The 24609-nt window shown below is 48.3% G+C and carries 9 protein-coding genes and 1 pseudogene; 1 reads left to right on the top strand and 9 read right to left on the bottom strand.

The window, feature by feature from the left end; translation table 11 throughout:
• Positions 1–4: 4 nt before the first annotated feature.
• The 9 genes and pseudogenes from ACO6VE_RS18950 to ACO6VE_RS18990 form a co-directional block, all read right to left on the bottom strand.
• A complete protein-coding gene (locus tag ACO6VE_RS18950; protein ID WP_422449853.1) occupies positions 5–1171 on the bottom strand; it encodes a hypothetical protein in 1167 nt (388 codons plus the stop codon).
• Between the two features lie 31 nt (positions 1172–1202).
• A complete protein-coding gene (locus ACO6VE_RS18955; protein WP_422462896.1) occupies positions 1203–1517 on the bottom strand; it encodes a hypothetical protein in 315 nt (104 codons plus the stop codon).
• A 770-nt stretch (positions 1518–2287) separates the two neighbouring features.
• Positions 2288–6895 carry a DUF4116 domain-containing protein gene (locus ACO6VE_RS18960; RefSeq protein ID WP_422449851.1) on the bottom strand — a complete coding sequence of 1536 codons (4608 nt, stop codon included), beginning with the start codon at positions 6893–6895 and terminating at the stop codon, positions 2288–2290.
• 227 nt (positions 6896–7122) lie between these two features.
• Positions 7123–7224: pseudogene (locus ACO6VE_RS18965) on the bottom strand (hypothetical protein); the annotation flags it as partial.
• Between the two features lie 364 nt (positions 7225–7588).
• Positions 7589–12202, bottom strand: coding sequence for a DUF4116 domain-containing protein (locus ACO6VE_RS18970; protein WP_422449850.1), 4614 nt, complete (start codon positions 12200–12202; stop codon positions 7589–7591).
• Positions 12203–12323: 121 nt separating this feature from the next.
• Positions 12324–14378: an ankyrin repeat domain-containing protein gene (locus ACO6VE_RS18975; RefSeq protein ID WP_422449849.1), complete on the bottom strand. Its 2055-nt coding sequence runs from the start codon at positions 14376–14378 to the stop codon at positions 12324–12326.
• Between the two features lie 218 nt (positions 14379–14596).
• Positions 14597–19243: a DUF4116 domain-containing protein gene (locus ACO6VE_RS18980; protein WP_422462898.1), complete on the bottom strand. Its 4647-nt coding sequence runs from the start codon at positions 19241–19243 to the stop codon at positions 14597–14599.
• Between the two features lie 113 nt (positions 19244–19356).
• On the bottom strand, positions 19357–20610 hold the full coding sequence (locus ACO6VE_RS18985) for an ankyrin repeat domain-containing protein (protein ID WP_422462900.1): 1254 nt from the start codon (positions 20608–20610) through the stop codon (positions 19357–19359).
• Positions 20611–21157: 547 nt separating this feature from the next.
• Positions 21158–22138 carry a transposase gene (locus ACO6VE_RS18990; RefSeq protein ID WP_422449846.1) on the bottom strand — a complete coding sequence of 327 codons (981 nt, stop codon included), beginning with the start codon at positions 22136–22138 and terminating at the stop codon, positions 21158–21160.
• Positions 22139–22558: 420 nt separating this feature from the next.
• Here ACO6VE_RS18990 and mutL point away from each other — a divergent pair, with 420 nt between their 5' ends.
• Positions 22559–24523 carry a DNA mismatch repair endonuclease MutL gene (gene mutL / locus ACO6VE_RS18995; protein ID WP_422462902.1) on the top strand — a complete coding sequence of 655 codons (1965 nt, stop codon included), beginning with the start codon at positions 22559–22561 and terminating at the stop codon, positions 24521–24523.
• Positions 24524–24609 lie beyond the last annotated feature (86 nt).

The following is a 24609-nucleotide window of genomic DNA, read 5'->3' on the forward strand; positions in this document are numbered from 1 at the left end:
GGTATTACTCTGAGGGTGTGATCTTCCAGATGCTGGCACTTCTGTCGTCATCACAGGTAAACAGCACTCGTCCAGAGGGGCTGAAACTGCCTGTAGAGAGTTTGGTGCCAGTGTTTCCAACTGCTTTTTTACACCAATGGCCATTGCTGTCGTAGCCGTGGATTTTAAAGACTCCGTCCTCGTCCTGGGCCAATATCTGGAGCATTGCGTGGCTGTGGACAGTATCATCGCTGTCTACATCATTGACAGCATGGTCAATAACGCCTCTCTCGGTCCATAAGCCGTTATCATCACACCCCCAAAGGATGATCGTTGTCGAATTACGATATTCCGAGCAAAGCCGAAGCATCTGCTCCGAAGCGCTGAATATGGCTTCATTGATCCAGAAATGTTTGTTGGCAGATGCAGGGCGGTAGATCCTGGCTTTGACCATCGAATTACCCTCACTGTCAAAACTCCAGATCATGGCTGATAGTCCATCGCTACCATCATGTGTGGTCAGAACATAGCGCCCTGATGGGCTGATGATACTGGCATGATAAATTTTCTCTTTTGACTGGATTTTTTTAAATTGGCAACGGGCTTCATTGCTAACATGCACGACATAAACATTATTCTGACCGTCCTTCATACGCTCATTGATCATAATACAGTTGGATGCCGGGTCATCGCTCAAGCAGACTTTCAGATCAGCATCACCATAATAACCTTTTTCTAGGATTATCCATTGGTCTCGACTGTTGTTATAACTCAGGATTTGGACAAGGCCATTGTTATGATTGACGGTCAGCAAGATGTTTTCTGATGCACTAAATGCGGTATACAAAGATAACGGCTGGCCATGAATTACGTTCTTTTCAACATAGGTGCCTGTGTCGTTCAAACTCCAGAGTATGATTTTCTGGTCATTAGTGTGGATCATTAGATGCCGTGCTGACTTACTGAATTTGACCTTAAATCCGCAGGGGTAGTTAAGGGACCCCACCTGTTGCCAACGGTCACCCAGACGGCCAATGATTTTCAGAGTGTTTTCGTCTGAATACACAGTCTCGGTGAAAATAGCCGCATGATCTCCAGCCTCACTGAAGGCAGCAAGCACTTTCTGTTTGTGGTTGCAGTTTGGATATAAATATTGGCATCTGACTTTGCCGTTGTCGTCAATGCCAAACATTGTGCCACCACTTTTGGAAGTGACCAGAATGTCATTGCCAGAAGGGCTGAATTGAATTCAGCTTTGTTTGAGCTTCATCAGGGCTGGCATACAGGCGTTTAAGAGGAGTATTTTCCTTGATGCCACGGGAGGTAATCGCCGCCGGGTTGCGCTGTTTTTGCAACTCCAAAATCTCACCACAGCTCAGATGAGTAGAAATATCACCGAGTTTGTTCAAAGGTATCCCGGAAAAATGCCACAAATTAGCGGAAGTTGCGGAGTCGACCGGATCTGCACTTTGATTCATTCCAATGTCTTGAGGTATTGAACTTGCTGTTATTTCCTGGTAACCAAAACAAAAATTCATTTTTATAATATCCTTAAATTTTCGTGGGAAAAGTGATTTTTATTTGAAATGATTGCAACTACTCAGATTGTGGCCTGATCCGTTATTGGGAATTCTCTAAAAGACTGCTTCACGAAGAAACAACAGGCATGCGTCACTACAATTTGCTGGACTTTAGTATTGATAAAAAGTTCAGAGTAAATAAATAAATTTATTTAATGGAATCTTTTCAGAAATTAACGGTCTAAAATTTTTTACAAATAATAATATCAATTTTCGCTCTGGCAGGATTCTAGAGGTTTATATGAACATTGTTGGGAATTCCGAAAAAGGACATTTTTTTACGGCCGTCCGGAATGCGGCAAAGAACGTTATCAATTCTGATCCGTGTCAGGGGTGCTACAAGTGTTCACGGTCTGTGAAAGCGTGCCTGGCGGAGGTAAGCTGCCCAAAACCGTCGGAAAATGCCCCATTAGTCATGAAACAGCCGCTACTTGGGCGAGAGAATGTGACTGAGCAACCAGGGCCGCACCATAAGAAAGTGGTTACTGTTGAGACTGAGGGAGGCTATCTCGGCGCATCATCGAATGAAGTGGATTCGGGGCCACATTCTATTTTGGCGTTTTCTGTTCCTTATGAGTCCTTTAATCCATATCCTGAATCATCGTCTGAGTCACAGCATGACTCATCGCTTGAGCCACCGCCGCCTTTGCCGCCATTTTCGTCCCTGCTACGCTATTTCAAGTTGCCTTGTAGCTGAAAACCGGGTTATACCAATTCTAAATATGGCATCAATCAATTTTTTGTTGAATACACGCCACAACAAAAGGTCCGATATTATCAATTGCTGCCTCAATGATTTCAGGCTTGCTTTGTAATGAGGGGCCAACGTACAGAAGGGCTCTACCATTGTTCTGCAAGGCGATGTTGACCAGCTCTGGATCATTGCGGCAATGGTCGCTGGCAAACTGTAGCGCCATCGGATTTTGTTCCAGGGCAAGTTTGACCACTTCCGGACAATCCTTAAGTGCGTCACTGGCAAACTCCAACGCCATGCCGACATTTTGCACCGCCAGTTTGACCAGCTCTTTATTGGCTCGCAGTTCCGGGCTGGCATACTCAAGTGCTATACCATTTTGTTGAACGGCCAGACGGACAGTATCCTCATGGCCACGCAGCGTTTCACTGGCATAGCTGAGCACTGTACCATTACCTTGCACGGCCAGTTGCGCTAACGCTTCATCATTTCTCAGTTTCTCATCGAGGAATGGAAAGTTCCCGGGTTTTTTCGACACAGCAATCGACATTAATTCATGATTTTTACACTGGTCCCCATCAAGATATTGGCAAATAGGGCGTAAAGAGGGGTGATGATCACTGACAGCCAACCAAACGTAATCCGGATCATTACGGAATTGCTTATTGGCAGCTAGTAGCGCTATACCTGAATTTTTCAGCGCTGCGGTAACAATTGTCGGGTCAGCCCTTAACCGTTCACTGGCGTATTCCAGAGCATCGCCATTATTTTTGACCGCTGCCAATACGATGTCTTCATCATCCTTAAGTCCTTCACTGGCAAATTCCAGAACTCTTCCCATGTTCCCGACAGCTTCTTTGACCAGTGCTTTATCCGCTTGAAATTCAAGCCCGACATATTGCAATGCTAAAGGGTTAGAGCCAAGCGCCGTGCACACTACCTCTCGATCATTATTCAAATCCGGAAAATCTTTCAGTTGGTTGCCAGCATCCGTTTGCGCCAAAAACTTCAAGACCAGTTGCCGATAAAGTTGCTGGTCATTAAGCAGGTTTTTCCTGAAAATCCTGGCAAATAATCCATAGGAATCGTCGTTATGATTGCGCTCCCTGGCCAGCAGAAGCAGCTCTTTATAGAATTCAGGATCTTGTTCCAGATACTCAGTTGTTGCATGACAGCAAAGAGCATGTGACGTGTTGCCAACCGCTGTGGTTAACAAGCGCCGGAAATGCTCAGGATTTGATGATAGCTCGGCCCCTATAAAGGCAAATATTTTTCCCGGATCTTCTGTGGTATTTGCCAGGGCATATTCGATGAGTTCAATATCGTTGTTAAAAGACTCTGGCGCATCGGCAATAGCCTGGGGGTGGCTTTTGATGGCGGCAAAAACCATCGCCCGCTGATTGCGTAGTTCAGGCGCCAGGTGTTTGAGGATGTGGCCATTTTGCGACACCAGACGCATAGCCATTGTCTCGTCAGCTAACCAGTTAACGTATTTGTTAACCAGAGGCTTGGCTTTGGCGGGATCAGAAAGTAACCAATGCCAAAGCAATGTCTGATTGTATGTTGCCAGCTGCCCGTTTAACACGACGTCAATTTCATTGATGCCAGCTTTGGAAAATATCAGTGCCGCTTCCACCAGATGACTGAGCGCCATATCGTGGGTGCAGCGGTTTATCAATAATGTGTTCTCCAGGTAAGCGAAGCACCAGTAAATGTGCTCCAGGGCAAATTGATTGGTTGCAGAGAAAGCGGGATTATTCAGCCTTTCCCTGATGGCAGCCATATTCCATTTTGTTTGACTTTCGTCCAGATTCAATGTGCCCAAAAGAAAATCAATATCGTCCAGCTTGGACAATACACTCAGGATGTCCACAAACATCCGCTGCAAATCTTTTTTGTCAGGAAGATGGGTGAACTCAAAAAGGACTTGGCCTGCCTGTTCATTGAAATAAATGTCCGGGGCATTGAAACCGCTATTTTTCTGATATTGAGACAGTGTTTGGGTCAAAAACCACAGCCGCTGAAACTTTCCATGTCGTTGTTCTTTTGATGAATGGGCCAGTGCCTCAGAGTAACACAGCCGAAAGGTCCGTTGTTTGCCACCGTCGGCTTGTTCCAGCAGGTCGATGGTACACGCATGATGTCCGAGCTGGATCGACAACCGGGTACAATCTGGCATATTGAGAACGGTCACATTTTCGGCCACGAATTGCCTGAGAGCGTCACGGCATGTGTTATCGAATAATGGCTGTTCCTGAGACGTTGCAAAGTCAACAATATCGATATAGTCATGCAAAGGCCCCCTCATTGTGCTCACTTCACCCTGCCCTGAAGCGGTAGCCACGGGCCAGAGCCTGGTCAGAAAACATTTGTGCAACCATAGAATCAGTTCATGGACGCTCTCGATTTTGTGCGCCTGATTGACAGCTTCAAGCCGTTGCAGGTGGTCTTTTAATAACTGGCAATGGACCAGCCATTGTTGAAAATCCGAACCCCTGGCCGGTAACTCCGCGCCAGTCAGGAACGGTCTGGTGACGTGGGCAAGGGCTTGTTCAACATTTTTGTGTACCAGTGCCAGTTGCCTGCGAAGTTGTCTTAACTCCGCCTGGTATTGCTGCTTAAGGTTAGGATCAGCGCCTGCGCCCAGCATTAAAAACTGAGCGTAGCCAAGGAGAAAAGCCTCGGCCTCTTGCATAAAGTGGCGGATCTCCTGGTCACATCCCTGCAAAATCTCCCGTCGCTCGGGGTGCATGCTCAGTTGGACTGCGCCGGTTTTGGACAGGCATAAATGAATCAGCCGCTCAGTTCCGAGAAAATTCAGGAGTCTGGTGTTTTGCTCACCCAGCCATGAGAACTGGCGTGCTACCGATGGTTCGTCTTCCGGCACCGCAGGGTGGTATGCCTGCTGGTAAGCCTGGGCGGTTTGATAATCGGGGCTGGCAGATTCGCCACTGAGACTCAATAACTCCTGTTCCCGATCACCCGACAATAAAAACCCGCCGGACTCTTTTTGAAACTTCCCACACACCAGCGTTACCCATTCCGGTGCACCATTATCAGGCCACCATTGAGGCTGATTGATCCCCACACAGGGTATGCCTTCCTGCCTCAGGCTGATGGATATATGGTCGTTATTGGCCCATTTGTTGAAGACAACACCCCTTACTTTCGCCAGAACCTCAGGAGCCAGCAGCCAGTCACCGCCATGGTCACAAAAAAGGATGACGTGGTCCGGCAGACTGCTGCCGTTGACCGGACCGCTGATGGCCAGCGCCAACCCTGAGCCACAACCGTCGCTGACCGGGATGCCCTGATCCAGAAACCGGGCGGGCGATGCCATGGAAAAATCGCAGCCGCCGGGCAGGCAGGTAATCGGACGTACCTGAAAAAACAAGACCTGGCCATCCGGGTCAATGGCAAATTCAAAATCCACAGGGCACAGCAACAGGTTTTCCAGCTTTCTGCACCCCTGAACCAGACGGTCCAGTTGCTCTTTGCCAATGAAGTCGGAAGCTGCAGTGTCAGGTTCAAATGTGCTCAACTCTTCAACATAGCCACCCTGGTCATTGCGCCTCAGAATGAATCCACGCTCAGGATTTCCGGGGGTAAAGGTGGCCTCCCATTGCTCGCCGTTGCGCTTAATCTCATAACTATGGGGTGTGATACCGTATTGACCAGACACCACCGTCTTGGATTGCCCCGGCCCACACTCGATCAATAACGTGCCGTCATCAATGCCGCGATAACTCATGCCGACCCCGCCAACGGAAGATTGAATGCACTGTTGCAGGATAATTGCCATCCCTTGCGGGGCTGTTGGGGAAAAAAACACGGGACGGTAAGCAGAAGCGAGCACTTTCAGACACGTTGCCACGATATCCGCCTGGTCATGCACCAGGGATTGGTACTTGCCAGCCTGGGCGTTACCAAACGAATCCTCAGCCACGCCGGAGCTGCGCACGATAATCGGGCTGTCAGACTTCGCCAGGTCGGTGCATAAATCCTGATGAATAGTGCGTATTTGGTCAGCAATGGGTAGAGCGCTTATTTGCTGATAAAACTCCGGGCCAGCAATAAACGAAGAAAGCGCATCGAGCCAGCGCTGTTGTCTTGTTGTTGGCTTGCCCGCTGGGTTGCCTGGTGGAGCCATTTGGGTAATCCACTGTCTTATATTCACCAGACTGGCCGTTGTATGGGGAAACTCATGGCCATCCTCCAGCGTGGCCAGCAATGGGCTGGCATCGAATGGAAGCGCCTCAAGGTTCTGCACGATGCTTGTCTCAATGCAGCGAAATGGCGGGACATCTAATCCTGCGTTCTTCATCTGGGTCAGAAACATCCCTTTCCCACCTAACAATTTCCGGTTTGGCATAGTCGGGGAATCAACGGTCAGCTGCGATTCAGTACAGCGCCTGATTTTTAATCGCGTGGCAAATGTTGCATTGATTTCGTGGTCAGCACGGCCAGGAGGAGTAAACGTCGTAACCGTCGCGGTAACTTCACACTGTCTTTTTAAAGTGCCTGATACCGGAATTACACCACCAGCGATGTCAGCTTTCTTGCCATCCTTGCCGTCAGGCAAACATGTGGAACTATAGTCCGTGACAGAGTGGCTAATAAAATCCGACCGTACATTAACCATGGCAACATCCGCTGTGTAGTTATTAAATATGTTTATAGAGGCATGACATTTGAAAAGCAGACACGGTCGAACAATTAAAAGTACAAACGTATCAATTCAATTAAGCGACTCGGCGGCTTCGATATTGCTTTTTATTCGATGTAAAGAGAAAACTTCGAAGAAATAAGCTTAACCAGTTACTTTTGTATAAATCAGTAACAAGTCGGTCAGTTTTAATAACGCTCTTACTATTGTTGTCCTGATATGTTGTCCTGAGCGTTGACGCCCACGTTATGCTGCAGCAACTTATCCAGGATTTCCTGCCGGCCAGATTCAGCCGCAAGTTGAAGAACCGTCTTCCCCTTTTGATTGGTTGATCAAGGCTAAAATAAGGTGCGTGCTGGTGGTTTAACTCTATGGACAAAAAAAAATTATAAAAGTTGCACAGAGCAAAATATTTTTCACGCCAGTTAGATAACTGACTTTTACCAGGTATTTGCTTAAGTAGTTGGCCAAATGGAATCGTATTTTCTGGTTAAGTGGGCAGTTACTATGCAAGGCACAACGCAGGGAGCATAGCCGTAGCTATGTGACCGGAGTTGTAACGCCGCAGAGTGACTGATCACTTAGTCAGAAAATACGATTTCATTTGGTTAACTACTTATGGGCAACAGTCTATGAGGGGGGCAGTGGCTGCCAGAGACATACGGGCCATTAGGTAAATTGTTGATAATACCTTACCGCAACAGGCCCGATATTATCAATTGCTGCCTGAATGATTTCAGGTTTGCTTTGTAATGAACGGCCAACGTATTGCAGGGCACGGCCATTGTTCTGCAAGGCGATATGGGCCAGCTCTGGATCATTGCGGCAATGGTCACTGGAAAAATACAGCGCCCGTGGATTTTCTTGCACGGCAAGTTTGACCACTTCCGGACAATCCTTAAGCGTGTCACTGGCAAACTCCAGCGCCATGCCGGAATTCTGCACCGCCAGTTTGACCAGCTCTTTATTGGCTCGCAGTTCCGGGGTGGCATACTCAAGAGCTATACCGTTTTGTTGAACGGCCAGACGGACCGTACCCTCATGACCACGCACCGTTTCACTGGCATACCTGAGCATTTCACCATTACCTTGCACGGCGAGTTGCGCTAACGCTTGATCATTTCTCAGTTGCTTATCGAGGTATTGAAAGTTCACGGGCATTTTGGACACGGCAATGGCACATAATTCATTATTTTTACACTGATCCCCATTAAGATATTGGTAAATAGGGCGTGTAGGGTTATGGTCACTGACAGCCAACCAAAGGTAATCCGGATCATCACGGAATTGCCTGGCGGCATATGCCAGCGCAGAACCTGAATTTTTCAGCGCTGCGGTAACAATTGTCGGATCAGCTCTTAACCGTTCACTGGCGTATTCCAGAGCAACCCCATTATTTTTGACGGCTGCCAATACGATGTCTTCATCATCCTTAAGTCCTTCACTGGCAAATTCCAGAACTCTCCCCATATTCCCGACAGCTTCTTTGACCAGTGCTTTATCCGCTTGAAATTCAAGCCCGACATATGCCAATGCAAAAGGGTCACAGCCAACCGCTGTGTACACTACCTCTCGATCATTATTCAAATCCGGAAAATATTCCAGTTGCCTGCCGACATCCCTTAGCGCCAAAAACTTCAAAATCAGTTGCCGATAAAGCTGATGGTCGTTCAGCAGGTTTTTCCGGAAAATTTCAAGAGATAATCGATAGGAATCATCGTTATTATTGCGCTCCATCGCTAACAGAAGAAGCTTTTTATAGAATCCAGGATCTTGTTCCAGATACTCAGATGCCGCATTACAGGAAAGAGCCTGTGATGTGTTTTCAACCGCTGTGGTTAATAAGCGCTGAAAAATCACAGGATCTGATGATAGCTCTGTCCCTATAAAGGCAATTATTTTTTCCGGATCTTTTTTTGTTGTATTTGCCAAGGCGTAATCGATAATTTCAATGTCGTTTTTAAAGCATTCCGGTGCACCGGTAATAGCCTCAGGGTGGCTTTTGATGGCGGCAAAAACTATTGTCCGCTGATTGCGTAATTCAGGAGCAAGGTATTTCAGAATGTGGCCATTTTGCGACACCAGACGTGTGGCCATTGTCTCGTCAGCTAACCAGTTCACGTATTTGTTCACCAGGGGACTGGCTTTGGCAGGATCAAACAGTAGCCAATGCCAGAGTACTTTCTGACTGTAGGTATCGAGTTGATCGTTCAACGCTACTTCAATACGGTTGACGGGAACCTGAGAGAATATCAGCGCCGTTTCAACCAGATGACGAACCGCCATATTTTGGGTGCAGCGGTTTATCAATGATGTTTTCTCCAGGTAAGCAAAGCACCAGTAGACATGCTCCAGGGCAAATTGATTGGCTTCATAGAAAGCGGGATTATTCAGCCTTTCCCTGATTGCAGCCATACTCCATTTCGTTTGACTTTCGTCCAGGTTAATTGTTCCCAAAAGAAAATCAGCATTGCTCAATTTTTGCAATAAACTCAGGATGTCGACAAACATCCGCTGTAAATCTTTTTTGTCAGGCAGATGGGTGAATTCATAAAGGATCTGGCCTGCCTGTTCATTGAAATGAATGTCCGGGGCACTGCAACCGCTATTTTGCCGATATTGAGACAGAGTTTGCGTCAAAAACCACAGCCGCTGAAACTTTCCGTGTCGGTGCTCTCTTGATGAATGAGCCAATGCCTCTGCATAACACATCCGAAAAGTCCGTTGTTTGCCACCGTCGGCTTGTTCCAACAGGTCGATGGTACACGCATGATGCCCGAGCTGGATCGACAACCGGGTACAATCTGGCGTATTGAGAACGGTCACACCTTCGGCATCGAATCCCCTGAGTGCGTCACGGCATGTGTCATCGAATAATGGCTCTTCCTGAGACGTTGAGAAGTCAACAATATCGATATTTTCATAGGGAGGCCTCCTTATTGTGCTCACTTCACCCTGCCCTGAAGCGGTGGCCACGGGCCAGAGCCTGGTGAGAAAACATTTGTGCAACCATAGAATCAGTTCATGAACGCTCTCGATGTCGTGCACCTGATGGACGGACCCAAGCCGATGCAGGTGGTCTTTTAATAACTGGCAATGGGCCAGCCATTGTTGAAAATCCGAACCTGAGGCCGGTAACTCCTTGCCAGACAGGAATGGCCTTATGACCTGGGCAAGGGTTTGTTTAACCTTTGTTTGCACCAGCGCCAGTTGCTCGCGAAGCGGGATTAACTCCTCCTGGTATTGCTGCTTAAGATCAGGATCAGCCGCTGCAAGCATTAAAAACCGTTCGTAGCCAGAGAGAAAAGACGCGATCTCTTGCATAAAATTGTCGATCTCCTGAACACATCCCTGCACAATCTCTTGTCGCCCGGGGCGCATGCTCAGCTGGACAGCGCCGGTTTTGGACAGGCATAAATGAATCAGTCGCTCAGTCCCGAGAAAATCCAGGAGCCTGGTGTTTTGCTCAACAAGCCAGGAGAACAGACGTGCTACCGACGGTTCTTTTTCCGGCTCCGCAAGCTGATATGCCTGCTGGGCAGCCTGCGCGGCTTGATAATCAGGGGTGGCCGATTTGTCACTGACATTCAACAACGCCTGTTCCCGATCACCCGACAATATAAACCCGCCGGACTCTTTCTGGAACTTCCCACACACCAGCGTTACCCATTTCGGTGCATCATTATCAGGCCACCATTGAGGCCGCTTAATCCCCACACAAGGTATGCCCTCCTGCCTCAGGCCGATGGATATATGGTCGTTATTGGCCCATTTGTTGAAGACAATCCCCTTTGTTTTTTTCAGAACCTCCGGGGCCAGTAGCCAGTCACCCCCATGGTCACAAAAAAGAATGACATTGTCAGGCAGACTGCTCCCGTTGACCGGACCGCTGATGGCCAGCGCCAACCCTGAGCCACAACCGTCGCTGATGACGGTGCCCTGATCCAGAGACCGGGGGGGAGATGCCATGGAAAAATGGCTGCCGCCGGGCAGGCAGGTAATCGGGCGTCCCTGCAAAAAAAGGACATGGCCCTCCGGATCAATGGCAAATTCAAAATCCACAGGGCACAACAACGCGTCTTCCAGTGTCTTCCCCCCCTCAACCAGGCAGTTCAGTTGCTCTTTGCCAATGAACTCAGCCGTGGCAGCAGCAGGTTCAAATTTGACCCACTCTTCCTCATAGCCCCCCTGTTCATTGGCGCGCAAAATGAATCCATACTCAGGATTACCGGGGTTAAAGGTGGCCTCCCATTCCTTGCCGTTGCGCTTGATCTCATAACCATGGGGAGTGATACCGTATTGACCGGACACCACAGTCTTGGGTTGCCCCGATCCACACTCGATCAATAACGTGCCGTCATCAATGCCGCGATAACTCATGCCGACCCCGCCAACGCAACATTGAATGCACTGTTGCAGGATAATTGCCATCCCTTGCGGGGCTGTTGGGGAAAAAACGGCGGAACGGTAAGCAGAAGCGAGCACTTTCAGACAGGTTGCCACGATATCCGCCTGGTCATGCACCAGGGATTGGTACTTGCCAGCCTGGGCGTTACCAAACGAGTCCTCAGCCACGCCGGAGCTGCGCACGATAATCGGGCTGTCGGGCTTAGTCAGGCCGGTGCGCAACTCCTTATAGATATCCCGTATGGTGTCGGCAATGGTCAGAGCGCTTATTTGCTGATAAAAATCCGGTCCAGCAATAAACGAAGAAAGCGCATCGAGCCAGCGCTGTTGTCTTGTTGTTGGCTTGCCCGATGAGTTGCCTGCTGGTGCCATTTGGGTAATCCACTGTCTTATATTCACCAGACTGGCCGTTGTATGGGGAAACTCATGGCCATCATCCAGCGTGGACAGCAATGGGCTGGCATCGATTGGAAGCGTCTCAAGGTTTTGCACGATGCTTGTCTCAATGCAGCGAAATGGCGGGACAGTTAATCCTGCGCTCTTCATCAGGGTCAGGAACATCCCTTTTCCACCTAACAATTTCCGGTTTAGAATAGTCGGGGAATCAACGTTCAGCTGTGATTCGGTACATCGTCTGGTTTTTAATGGCAGTGCAAACGTTTCAGTAATTTTTTGGCCGGTGCTGTTAGAAGGAGTAAACGTGGTATCAATCCCGGAAGTTTCGCACTTTCGATTTGAAGATAAAGCGTGAGTTGTTACAGCGCCTGATACCGGAATTGCACCATTGGCGATGTCAGCTCCCTCTGCACCGGGCAAACAGGTGGAACCTGAGCCTGTGACCGAGTGGCTAATAATATCTGACTGTGTATTAAACATGGCAACATCCGCTGTTTACTATTTTTTAAACATGATATTTGGAAAATGGTGCTTCCGGCTTAAACTCTGACCGTTCAGATATACTCTATACCGCTCCTAAAATAAGGGCTTCTCAGCATTCTCATTCAGGCTTGAGAAGCTCTTTCGCTTTATGCAATAACCCATTGAAGGTGCGTTTCATGGCGGCTACTTTTGCTGCCCTCTCTTCGGCTGCTTTGGCTTTCATCACATCGGCTCCTCGCACATCAGCATTATGTTCTGCCATAAACAGACAGGCTTTCTCTTTTTCTTTCCGGCTAACCTTTTCAAGGGGAATCCCAAAAAGATATTCAAACCTATTGCAATGATCAAAAGCTGTCATCTTTTTTTCATCCAGAATATTGAAATCAGCCCCTCGCATCAGCAGCTCTCGAATCATATCTATACTGCCTTGACTCGCTGCAATGTGGAGCGCTGTTGCTCCGTATTTATTCTGGGCATTGATTTCCACTTTTCCGTTTTCAATCAGATCGGCAAGGATAGCCAGTCGAACTGTCCAATCTACCTGATAGTCCCAGTCGGGGGCCGACACGGCATAATGGAGAGCAGTACGCCCATCTATATTTCGTAAATTGGCCTTAGCGCTCCTCTCCAGTAGCTCTCTCACTATATCTTTCTGGTCCATTAAAGCCGCGTGGTGAAGGGGGGTGCATTGGCTTTTTTCATTTTTCCATGCATTGATGTCAGCCCCACGAACTATTAAAGAGTCAACCATCTTCCATTTCCTGTTTTCTATGGCATACGCAATCGTCCTGCCACCTGCGGAGTCACAGGGGGCTTTAACATCAAATTTGGCATTGTCCAGAATCTCCAGTATTTTTGCTGTGCAGTGATGGCCATTGCGCCTGGCGAGGTCCAGAACCATCATGCCACGGTTAGTTTTGGCGTACATGTTGGCCCCCTTTTCAATCAATTGGCTAAAGGCCTCCAGCTTGCCATTTATAGCCGCAAAGTGGAGAGGCGCATACCCGCCTCCATTTTGGGCGTCAACATCGGCCTCGCGTTGAAGCAAGGTATTAATGGCATACTTGAGGGCATCCTGATGTTCAAGGCTGTTGACTAAGATGCTGAGGGGAGTTGACCTACCGATGTCCCGATGGTCGATGTCATCCTGAAGTTTAATCAGGGTATCCATGAAATACTGAAAGGTCTTCAGCTGACCATCGGCACAAGTCAGCAGGTAGAGTGGTGTCCTTTCATCGTTGTCCAGGGCGTTGGCATTTGCGTGATGCTGAAGCAGCTTATCCAGGATGTCCCGTTGGCCAGATTGAGCCACAAGGTGAAGAGCTGTCCTCCCTTCATCGTTGGTCTTTGCGTTGATATCTGCCTTATACTTCATCAGCATGTCTATTATTTCCGGCTTACCCAGACGAACCGCAAGGTGGAGTGCTGTTTCATTTTTGTTGATCCGGTCGTTAGGATCGGCACCATTGGTTAATAAAAACTCCACCAGCACCCAGTTTTTTCCCCTGGCCGCATGAGCAAGCATGGTTCCTGCCCCGTTACCACCACAATCGGCATGAATGTCGAATCCGGCTTTTACCATACAGGGGATCAGGGGCGTAATATTGGTGCCATATTGGAATGCACACTCCATTACTGTCCTGCCATAATCATCTTTGAGGTTAACGTCAGCCCTGGCCTCGTTGACAAGCAGCTCAATGATTCTCTGATTGCCATGTATAGCGGCAAGATGGAGAGCGGTTTTCTTGCCACTGCGTTTGGTTTTGGCGTTGACATCAGCCCCTTTTGCAATCAGGGCAAGGATGTTGTCATTGGTCAGATCCTCCAGATTCTCGGTGTTGGTGATTGCACTGTGAAGCTCCATGGTCGCCTTTTTTATTTCGGCTTTAGTAATACAGCCGGTACGCTCATGATGTTTCACCCCGTCATTCGTGTCGGATTTTTTTGGGCAAAGAGACTCGGTTTTAATCTCAACTTCACGATTACAAACAAGCATTTGCCGGGGTAGATTTTGAGATGGATCAATTTGCGGTGTGTGAGCAGGTTGTGTAGAGGGAGCAAGGGAAACTGTTGAACCGCCAGTTGCAGGCTGATTAGAAACAACGCATGTTGTTTCACTGTCGAATTGCTGATAAGTCGATCTTTCAGAACTGAATACGTTGAAAGTGTTCATATTGATAATTCCTGTTTGAAAATGCGTTAATTCATTTCCGCGCTATAGTGCTACATTAGTATTGGCTGTTATTGGTTGACCAAGGCTAATTTAGGCTGCGAGTTACCAATTTGATCCATTGGACAAAAAAACATGATAATAGTTGCACAGAGCAAAATATTTTTTACGTCAGTTAAATAACTGAAGTATTGGACAACTGACTTTTACCAGTTATTCGCTTATGGACAACACTCTATGAGGGATGGGTCGTGACTGCCAGAGGCACACGGGCCATTATGAAAATGTTGATAATACCTTAACGCAACAGGCCCGACATGGTTCATCGCTGCCGCAATGATCTCGGGTTTTCCTTGTAATAAACGGTCAACATACTGCAAGGTAATACCATTGTACTGCAAGGCGATGTTGACCAGCTCCGGGTCATTGCGGCAATGGTCACTGGCAAACTGAAGCGCCAACGGATTTTGGTGCAGGGCCAGTTTGACCACCTCCGGGCAATCCTGAAGCAGGTCACTGGCAAACTCCAGCGCCATGCCGTCATTTTTCACTGCCAGTTTGACCAGCGCTTTATTGGCTCGCAGTTCCGGGCTGGCATGCTCAAGTGCCATACCATCCTGTTGAACTGCCAGCCGGACAGTTGGCTCGTGCCTGCGTAGTCTGCAACTGGCATACTTGAGAGTACGACCGTGACCTTGCACAGCCAGTTGCACCAACTCTTCATCGTCTCTCCATTTTTGCTTGGCGAGTGTTCCAAAGAAAAGAGGGTCTTTTGATACGACAATGGTCAGTAATTTCTTATCTCCACACTGCTCTATATCAAGATAAGGATAAGGATGACTGACAGCCAGTCGAACGTAGTACGGATCATGTTTTAATTGTTCGTCGGCATACCGTAGCGCCCACGCGTTATTTTTCAGCGCTGCTCTAACAATTGTTGGATCCGCTTTTAACCGTTCACTGGCGTATAGCAGGGCAACCCCATAATTTTTGACAGCGGCCAATACGATGTCTTCATCATCCTTAAGCTCTTCACTGGCAAATTTCAGAACTCTCCCATCGTTCCCAACAGCTTTTTTGACCAGTTCTTTATCCGCCTGAAGTTCAGGTCCGGCATGTTTTAATGATAAGGGGTCTGAGCCAACCGCCGTGAATACTACTTCTCGATCATTATTCAATTCCGGAAAATATCTCAGCCTATCGTCTATTCCGGGTTTTGCCAGCGCTTTTAAGGCAAGTTTCCGATAAAGATGACGGTTGTTAAGCAGGTTTTTCCTGAAATTGTGGTGAAATAATCGATAGGAATCATCTTTATCACTGCACTTCAGCGCCAACAGAAGAAGCTCTTTATAGCATCCAGGATGTTGTTCCAGATACTCAGTTGCCGCATGACAGGAAAGAGCCTGTGATGTGTTTTCAACGGCTGCGGTGAATAAACGCCGGAGAAGTTCAGGATTTGATGATAGCTCTGGCCCAATTAGGGCAATGGTGGTTTCCGGATCCCCTGTATTTGCCAGGGCATAAGACATAATTTCAATATCATTTTTAAAGGACTCCGGCACATCGACAATAGCGCCAGTGTGGCTTTTGATGGCGGTAAAAACCATTGCCCGCTGATTGCGTAGTTCAGGAGCAAGGTATTTCAGGATATGGCCATTTTGCGACACCAGACGCATGGCCGTTGTTTCGTCAGCTAACCAGTTAACGTATTTGTTCACCAGGGGGCTGGCTTTGGCTGGATCAGAAAGTAGCCAATGCCAGAGTATTTTCTGCCTGTGCGTATCGAGTTGATCGTTCAGCGCTTCTTCAATACAGTTGATGGGAGCCTGAGAAAAGATCAGCGCCGTTTCAACCAGGTGACGGATCGCTCTGTCCCGGGTACAGAGGCTCATCAGTGATTTTGTGCGTGAGTAAGCGGAGCACCAGTAGATATGCTCCAGGGCTGATCGATTGGTTGTAGCGAAAGCGGGATTATTCAGCCTTTCCCTGATTGTGGCCATATTCCAGTTTGTCTGACTTTCGTCCAGATGTAATGGCCCCAACAAAAAATCCATATTGCCCAGAATGTGCAATACACTCAGAATGTCCACAAACATGTGCTGCAAATCTTTTTTGTCAGGCAGATGGGTGAGTTCAAAGAGGGCCTGGCCTGTCTGTTCATTGAAATGAATGTCCGGTGCATTGAAACCGCTATTTTTCCAATAGTGAGACAGCGTTTGCGCCAAAAACCACAGTCGCTTGAACTTTCCGCTCAGGGTTACTTGCAATGAATCGGCCAGCGCCTCAGAGTAACACATCCGAAAAGTCCGTTGTTTGCCACCGTCGGCTTGTTCCAACAGGTCGATGGTACAAGCATGATGCTCAAGCTGAATCGACAACCGGGTACAATCTGGCATATTGAGAGCGGTCACTCTTTCGGCCCGTAATTGCCTGAGTGCCTCACGGCAAGTGTCGTCGAATAATGGTTCTTCCTGAGACGTTGAGAAATCAACAATATCGATATTTCCATAGATAGGCCGCCTTATTGTGCTCACTTCACCCTGCCCTGAAGCGGTGGCCACGGGCCAGAGCCTGGTGAGAAAACATTTGTGCAACCATAGAATCAGTTCATGAACGCTCTTGATGTTGTGCACCTGATGGACTTCTTCAAGCCTTTGCAGGTGGTCTTTTAATAACTGGCAATGGGCCAGCCATTGTTGAAAATCCGAACCTGAGGCCGGTAACTCCTTGCCAGGCAGAAATGGCCTTGTGACCTGGGCAACGGTTTGTTTAACCTTTGCTTTTACCAGCGCCAGTTGCTCGCGAAGCGGGATTAACTCCTCCTGGTATCGCTGTTTAAGATCAGCATCAGCGGCTGCAAGCATTAAAAACCGTTCGTAGCCAGAGAGAAAAGCCGTGATCTCCTGCATAAAATTGTCGATCTCCTGAACACATCCCTGGACAATCTCTTGTCGCCCGGGGTGCATGCTCAGTTGGACAGCACCGGTTTTGGACAGGCATAAATGAATCAGTTGCTCAGTCCCGAGAAAATCCAGGAGCCTGGTGTTTTGCTCAACAAGCCAGGAGAACAGACGTGCTACCGACGGTTCTTTTTCCGGCTCTGCAGGCTGGTATGCCTGCTGGGCAGCCTGTGCGGCTTGATAATCAGGGGTGGCCGATTTGTCACTGACATTCAACAACGCCTGTTCCCGATCACCCGGCAATAAAAACCCGCCGGACTCTTTCTGAAACTTCCCACACACCAGCGTTACCCATTCCGGTGCATCATTATCGGGCCACCATTGAGGCTGCTTAATCCCCACACAGGGTATGCCCTCCTGCCTCAGGCCGATGGATATATGGTCGTTATTGGCCCATTTGTTGAAGACAATCCCCTTTGTTTTTTCCAGAACCTCAGGGGCCAGTAGCCAGTCACCACCATGGTCACAAAAAAGAATGACATTGTCAGGCAGACTGCTCCCGTTGACCGGGCCGCTGATGGCCAGCGCCAACCCTGAGCCACAACCGTCGCTGATGACGGTGCCCTGATCCAGAGACCGTGGAGGAGATGCCATGGAAAAATGGCTGCCGCCGGGCAGGCAGGTAATCGGGCGTCCCTGCAAAAAAAGGACATGGCCCTCCGGATCAATGGCAAATTCAAAATCCACAGGGCACAACAACGCGTCTTCCAGTATCTTCCCTCCCGCAACCAGACGGCTCAGTTGGTCTTTGCCAATGAACTCAGCCGTGGCAGCAGCAGGTTCAAATTTGACCCACTCTTCCTCATAGCCCCCCTGTTCATTGGTGCGTAAAATGAATCCATACTCAGGATTGCCGGGTTTAAAGGTGGCCTCCCATTGCTTGCCGTTGCGCTTGATCTCATAACCATGGGGAGTGATACCGTATTGACCGGACACCACCGTTTTGGGTTGCCCCGATCCACACTCGATCAATAACGTGCCGTCATCAATGCGGCGATAACTCATGCCCACCCCGCCAACGCAACATTGAATGCACTGTTGCAGGATAATTGCCATCCCTTGCGGGGCTGTTGGGGAAAAAACTGTGGAACGGTAAGCAGAAGCGAGCACTTTAAGACAGGTTGCCACGATATCCGCCTGGTCATGCACCAGGGACTGGTACTTGCCGGCCTGGGCGTTACCAAAGGCGTCCTCAGCCACGCCGGAGCTGCGCACGATAATCGGGCTGTCGGACTTAGCCAGGTCGGTGCATAAATCCTGATGAATAGTGCGTATTTGGTCAGCAATGGGTAGAGCGCTTATTTGCTGATAAAAGTCCGCGCCTGCAATAAATGAAGAAAGCGCATCGAGCCAGCGCTGTTGTCTTGTTGTTGGCTTGCCCGATGGGTTGCCTGCTGGTGCCATTTGGGTAATCCACTGTCTTATATTCACCAGACTGCCCGTTGTATGGGGAAACTCATGGCCATCATCCAGCGTGGCCAGCAATGGGCTGGCATCGAATGGAAGCGCCTCAAGGCTCTGCACGATGCTTGTCTCAATGCAGCGAAATGGCGGGACAGCTAATCCTGCGTTCTTCATCAGGGTCAGGAACATCCCTTTTCCACCTAACAATTTCCGATTTGGAATAGTCGGGGAATCAACGGTCAGCTGCGGTTCGGTAAAGCGCCTGTTTTTTAGTGGCGGTGTAAACGTTTCAGTGATTTTTTGGCCGGTGCTGCCAGAAGAAGTAAACGTGGAATCAATCCCGGAAATTTTGCACTTTCGATTTGAAGATAAAGCGTGAGTTTTTATTGCGCCTGATACCGGAATTAGATCATTGGCGATGTCAGCTTCCCCGGTGCCAGGTAAACAGCTGAAACAGGAGTCTGTAACAGAGTGGTTAATAACATCTGACTTTGCATTAAACATGACGACATCTGCTGTGTAGTTGTAATAACACTGTTATTATTCTGGAAAATGCCCCTTCGGGCTCAAACTTCGACCATTCTGATATCATCCGCACCGCTGAAAATAAGGGCTTCTCAGCGATTTCGTTCAGACTTGAAAAAGGCTTTCACTTTATGCACAAACCCGCTTGCAGTGTGTTTCTGGTCGGCTGCTTCTGCTTTCCTCAAATCGACTCCTCGCACATCAGCATTATGTTCTGCCATTAACAGACAGGCTTTCTGCCTATTGCAATAGTCATAAGCTGTCATATTGTCTTTATCCAGAAGGTTGAAATCAGCCCCTCGCTTCAGCAGTTCCGGAATCATTACTATATAGCCTCCACTCGCTGCGATGTGTAGTGCTGTTATTCCACGTTCATCCCGGGCATTGATGTCCACTTTTTTGCTTTCAATCAGTTCGACAAGGATGCTTTGTCGATGTGCCAGATTTTCCGAAGTGGGCAAATCTGCAAAACCTCTGTCCATCACAGCATAATGGATAGCTGAACGCCCACGTATACTTGGTAAACCGGGGTTAGCCTTTCTCTTTAGCATCAACATCTTAATGACATCTTGCCGCCCCTCACGAACTGCAAGGTGGAGTGCCGTTCCCCTGATATTTATCTCAGCGTTAACCCTGGCACCTTTACCCAATAAAAATTCCACAAGCTCCCAGCTATGCTCCCTGGCCGCATGAGCAAGCATTGTTGAACCGCAATTATCACACCTCGCATCAATCTTGAGCCCGGCATTTACCATACAGCGGATCAGGGGCGTAATGGATCCATTCTTGTGAGCACACTGCATGACTGTCCAGCCATAAGAAGTTTTGGCGTTAACGTCAGCACCCTTGTTAACAAGCAATTCAATTATTCTTTTACTGTCACGTAAAGCGGCTAAATGTAGAGCTGTCTCTTTGCCATAGTATTTGGTTTTCGCGTTGATATTTGCTCCTTTTTCAATCAGGCCGAGGATGTCATCATTGGTCAGATCCTCCGGATTCTCAGTGAAAATGAGTGCATCGTGGAGGTCTTTAGTAGCTTGTTTACTGTCTGCTTTTGTTTTTTTTCCGGTTTGACCATGAGCTTTCGTCCAGGCTTTCGTGATGTAATTGTTTGGCCAAAGAGGCTCAGTTTCCGGCTCAATCGCACGATTACCAACAGGGGTTTGGCAGGTCAGACCTTGAGATGGATTAATAGACAACGAGTGAGTATGGTGTGCAAAGGCAGCCAGGGAAACTGATGAACTGCTGGTTTTCGGCTCTGTAGAAGCATCACAGACGTCTTCATGGGGCAATTGCTGATAACCCATGCTTACAGGTCCGGGTGTGAAAATTTTCAACATGTGCATATTGATAGTCCTGTTAAAAAATGCTTTGCTTCTTTTTTGTACTAAAGTACTTAATTGTTGTTCGCCACTTTGAGCAGTCTTTTTATTGGTTGAACTTTTGATTCGTTAAAGAGAAGACTATAAAAGATCTGTAAAACCTGTTTTGCTATTTAGACAAAAAAAATGATAAAAGTTGCACGGTGAGAAAGTTTTTTGCCTCGTTAGTAAAATCTGGAAAGGAATAAAAAGGGGATAAAAAGAGGATAAAAAGAGGATAAAAAGAGGAAGATAAAAAGTAAAAAGAGGACACCCATTTTTTGACAAAGAAAAAAAATAAAAAGAAAGAAGAAATAAAAGGACACCCATTTTTTAAAAAGTGAAAAGAATATTTAATCTATTCATTTTTAAAAATGCTAGCATTGATTGTTCTAAGAAGTCCTCATTCATACCAAGCAGGAAGAGGACAAAAAGTGCTCAGCAACAGCCAGTTAGAAGATACTATCGAGACAATATAAGAAAGAGTTCTCAGAAAACTCTGGCCACATTAAAGTAAATGAAAATGTGTTGATCAGGCAGGATAGAGATTACTGCTCACAGACATACCATGAACCCAGCATTTTCCGGTGCTTTCTGCATAAGACTTCAGTGAAGCCAGCTTGCCGACTGCGCGGTGAAAACGATTATGCCAGCGCATAGTCTGCAGCCATTCATTTGGGTCAATACCCAAGCGCTCCAGGATAGGTGGTACATCGTCAGTTATACGACCACGTTTGCCTTTGCGGATAATTCGGCCAGACCAGTCAACCAGTTCAAAATAGCTACTGAGTGGGTATGGAATCGCCTGTTCAGGGTTTTGCCCCTGAGCTTTTAACGGTTTCAAGTGTGCCTTTTGTTTTTTTCCGTTTGCGCTGTCGTATGTCTCAATGCGCTCTTTAATAGAGGTATGTTCTGAGGTTTCCAGTGTTGCAGCAATTTTTGCCCGGATGGGGTTTAAGTCGACATAGGCCATGCAAGTCAGCAATGCTGCCTCATCTAACAGGGCCTGACTTTTGTAACGACCTTCCCAAAAGCGCCCTTTGCACTCATCTTCTTTATTGGCCAGTCGGGCTAAGTATTCGTTAAGGCAGCGCATGAACCAGCTGATATCCATTAAGCGACCTCGGTACTTCTGGGCATATTCTTCGACACGCAGCAGCTCTGCTTTGCCCAGCTGATCGCCGGCAAGATAACGCTGAACCAAGTGCGGGCCAGAAAACAGCTGCGTCCAGCGTTGTAAGACTTTTTTGGTGTCCCATTTTTTGGCTTGCTGACTATTGATATGGAGCACCACATGATAATGATTCGACATAACCGCATAAGCACAGACTTCCAGGGCAAAAATACCAGAAAGTGCCTTCAACCGATCAACCACCCACTGCCTGCGATGCTCATAGTTTTTACCTGAGAAATTGTCTTTGCCGCATAGGAAAGCCCTGCGAACACAGCGTGCCATGCAGTGGTAGTAGGGCGTATTGGCTGGATCTATGAGGTTTTTTCGGGCAGTCGTCATGTCATTTTATTGGTTAGGGGTATTTTATTGGTTACTGGGTATATGTCCGTAATGCCCTTGAGAGGCTCCAGAAGAAAAATAGACAGTGTGGCCGATTAGTCAAATTTTAGGTGTCCTTTATTTCCGCTTGTCTTTGGGTGTCCTTTATTTCCTTTTTTCCGCTTCCTTTATTTCCGCTTGTCTTTGGGTGTCCTTTATTTCTTTATTTCCTGCGCTTGTCTTTGGGTGTCCTTTATTTCTTCCTTTATTTCTTCTTTTGTTATTTTTTTTTCTTGCTGAACAGTAAACATGTAAAGAGTACCCTTTAACTGATAGTCTTGCTCAAAACTCGATATTCGATGGTAAAAACCGGGGAAACTTCCTCCCGGTATTGTTACATTAGGCTGGCCTGAGAACTCTTATTGGACCCAATAATCGACCATGAAACCCATTCGTCTTCTTGATAACCGACTGGCTAACCAGATCGCTGCCGGTGAGGTGGTGGAACGTCCGGCTTCAGTCGTCAAAGAACTGCTGGAAAACAGCATTGATGCCGGTGCCAGGCGTCTGACGGTTGAAGTGGAAAATGGCGGTGTCAAATTGATCCGTATCCGTGATGATGGTCATGGCATACCCAGGGATGAGTTAGCACTGGCACTCTCCCGCCACGCCACCAGTAAGATATCTGAACTGGAAGACCTGGAAGGTGTGGCTACCCTCGGATTTCGCGGAGAGGCGCTTGCCTCCATCAGCTCAGTTTCCAGGCTCACCCTGACGTCTAATGTGGCAGAACAGGCGTCAGGCTGGCAGGCCCGAGTGGAAGGGCGGGATATGGAAGCGCAGGTTATGCCCGCACCGCATCCGGTGGGCACCACCATAGAAGTCAAAGACCTGTTTTTTAATACGCCGGCCCGTCGTAAGTTTCTCCGTACTGAAAAGACCGAATTTTCTCACCTTGAAGAGGTGGTTAAGCGCCTGGCTCTATCCCGCTTTGATGTAGGCTTTACCCTCCGCCACAATCAACGCAGTGTCCATCAGCTTCGTCCCGCAGTTACCCAGGCGGAAAAAGATCGCCGGGTAGCTGCACTTTGCAGTCCCAAATTTATTGAACATGCGGTTATTATTGATGTTGCCGCCTCTGGCCTGAAACTGTACGGCTGGGTGGGGCTGCCTACGTTCTCCAGGGCCAGTGCTGATCTGCAGTACTTCTTCGTTAATGGTCGTGTTATTCGGGATAAGCTGGTGGCTCACGCAGTTCGTCAGGCCTACCGTGATGTACTTTACAGCGGGCGTCATCCGACATTTGTCCTCTACCTGGAGTTGGATCCGGCCATGGTAGATGTCAATGTGCATCCTACCAAACATGAAGTCCGTTTTCGGGATGGCAGAACGGTTCATAACTTTCTGTTCAGTACTTTAAATCGTGCCCTGGGTGAAGTTCGCCCGGAAGATCAGCTACCACCCACGGTTTTGACCAATCCGCCTCAACCCACGGCATCGGGTATTGATGCCGGTGAGTTTCAGGGGCAGGAAGCCATCCAGCTTGCAACCGCCCCGACAGCATCCGGCAGTACCGGGCATTATGCCAATCAAAGCTCCGGCGGTAGTGGTAATCCTGACCGTCGCCCTGCTTTATCAGAAGCGCCATCGCCCGGCCAGGTTAAACGACAGATAGAAGCCTATAGCCAGCTATATGCCACCTCAGCAGAGCCTGTAACTACCAGTCAGGCGAAAGCCGTGGGTGACCATGCGGTACAGGAACCCGGCGTCGCATTTCCCGCTCAGGTGTCGGCGCAGCCGTTGCCGGAAAATGACTCTCTGGCACCGCCTCTTGGCTATGCCATTGCCCAGCTGAAAGGAATATATATTCTCTCGGAAAATGACCAGGGGATGATTCTGGTGGATATGCATGCCGCTCACGAACGGATTACCTATGAGCGCATGAAGCAGTCCTATCAGGAACAGGGGATTCTTGCCCAACCATTGCTGGTACCTAAATCTGTATCGGTGAGTGAACGTGAGGCAGACTGTGCAGAAGAAAACAGCGAATACTTTACCCGTCTGGGACTGACCCTGGAGCGGATGGGGCCGGAAACGCTGCTGGTGCGTCAGATACCGGTGATGCTGCAGAATGCCGATGTTGAGAAGCTATTGAGAGATGTGCTCTCAGACTTGATGCAACACGGTACCAGCGACCGCATTGAAGCCCATATCAATGAAATACTGGCCACCATGGCCTGTCATGGGTCGGTGCGGGCTAACAGAAAACTGTCCATTGAAGAGATGAACGCCCTGCTTCGGGATATGGAGCAGACAGAGCGCAGCGGACAATGCAACCATGGTCGCCCAACCTGGACCATGCTCACTATGGATCAATTGGATAAGTTGTTTTTGAGGGGGCGCTAGGAGCCTGTCGGACTTAAGACTGTCCTACTGCGGTTGCGATAAATTGGTCTAAAAATTCCTGCTTCTTCGTCAAATAGCCCCGCTAT

Origin of the sequence: Endozoicomonas sp. ALB115 (assembly GCF_049310245.1) — a bacterium.
Classification (GTDB): domain Bacteria; phylum Pseudomonadota; class Gammaproteobacteria; order Pseudomonadales; family Endozoicomonadaceae; genus Endozoicomonas.

Bases quoted from the DNA above. Each gene is read 5' to 3' on its own strand.
- ACO6VE_RS18950 (WP_422449853.1), bottom strand. From the start codon at position 1,171: ATGTTTGGCATTGACGACAACGGCAAAGTCAGATGCCAATATTTATAT.
- ACO6VE_RS18955 (WP_422462896.1), bottom strand. From the start codon at position 1,517: ATGAATTTTTGTTTTGGTTACCAGGAAATAACAGCAAGTTCAATACCT.
- ACO6VE_RS18960 (WP_422449851.1), bottom strand. From the start codon at position 6,895: ATGGTTAATGTACGGTCGGATTTTATTAGCCACTCTGTCACGGACTAT.
- ACO6VE_RS18970 (WP_422449850.1), bottom strand. From the start codon at position 12,202: ATGTTTAATACACAGTCAGATATTATTAGCCACTCGGTCACAGGCTCA.
- ACO6VE_RS18975 (WP_422449849.1), bottom strand. From the start codon at position 14,378: ATGAACACTTTCAACGTATTCAGTTCTGAAAGATCGACTTATCAGCAA.
- ACO6VE_RS18980 (WP_422462898.1), bottom strand. From the start codon at position 19,243: ATGTTTAATGCAAAGTCAGATGTTATTAACCACTCTGTTACAGACTCC.
- ACO6VE_RS18985 (WP_422462900.1), bottom strand. From the start codon at position 20,610: ATGCACATGTTGAAAATTTTCACACCCGGACCTGTAAGCATGGGTTAT.
- ACO6VE_RS18990 (WP_422449846.1), bottom strand. From the start codon at position 22,138: ATGACGACTGCCCGAAAAAACCTCATAGATCCAGCCAATACGCCCTAC.
- mutL (WP_422462902.1), top strand. From the start codon at position 22,559: ATGAAACCCATTCGTCTTCTTGATAACCGACTGGCTAACCAGATCGCT.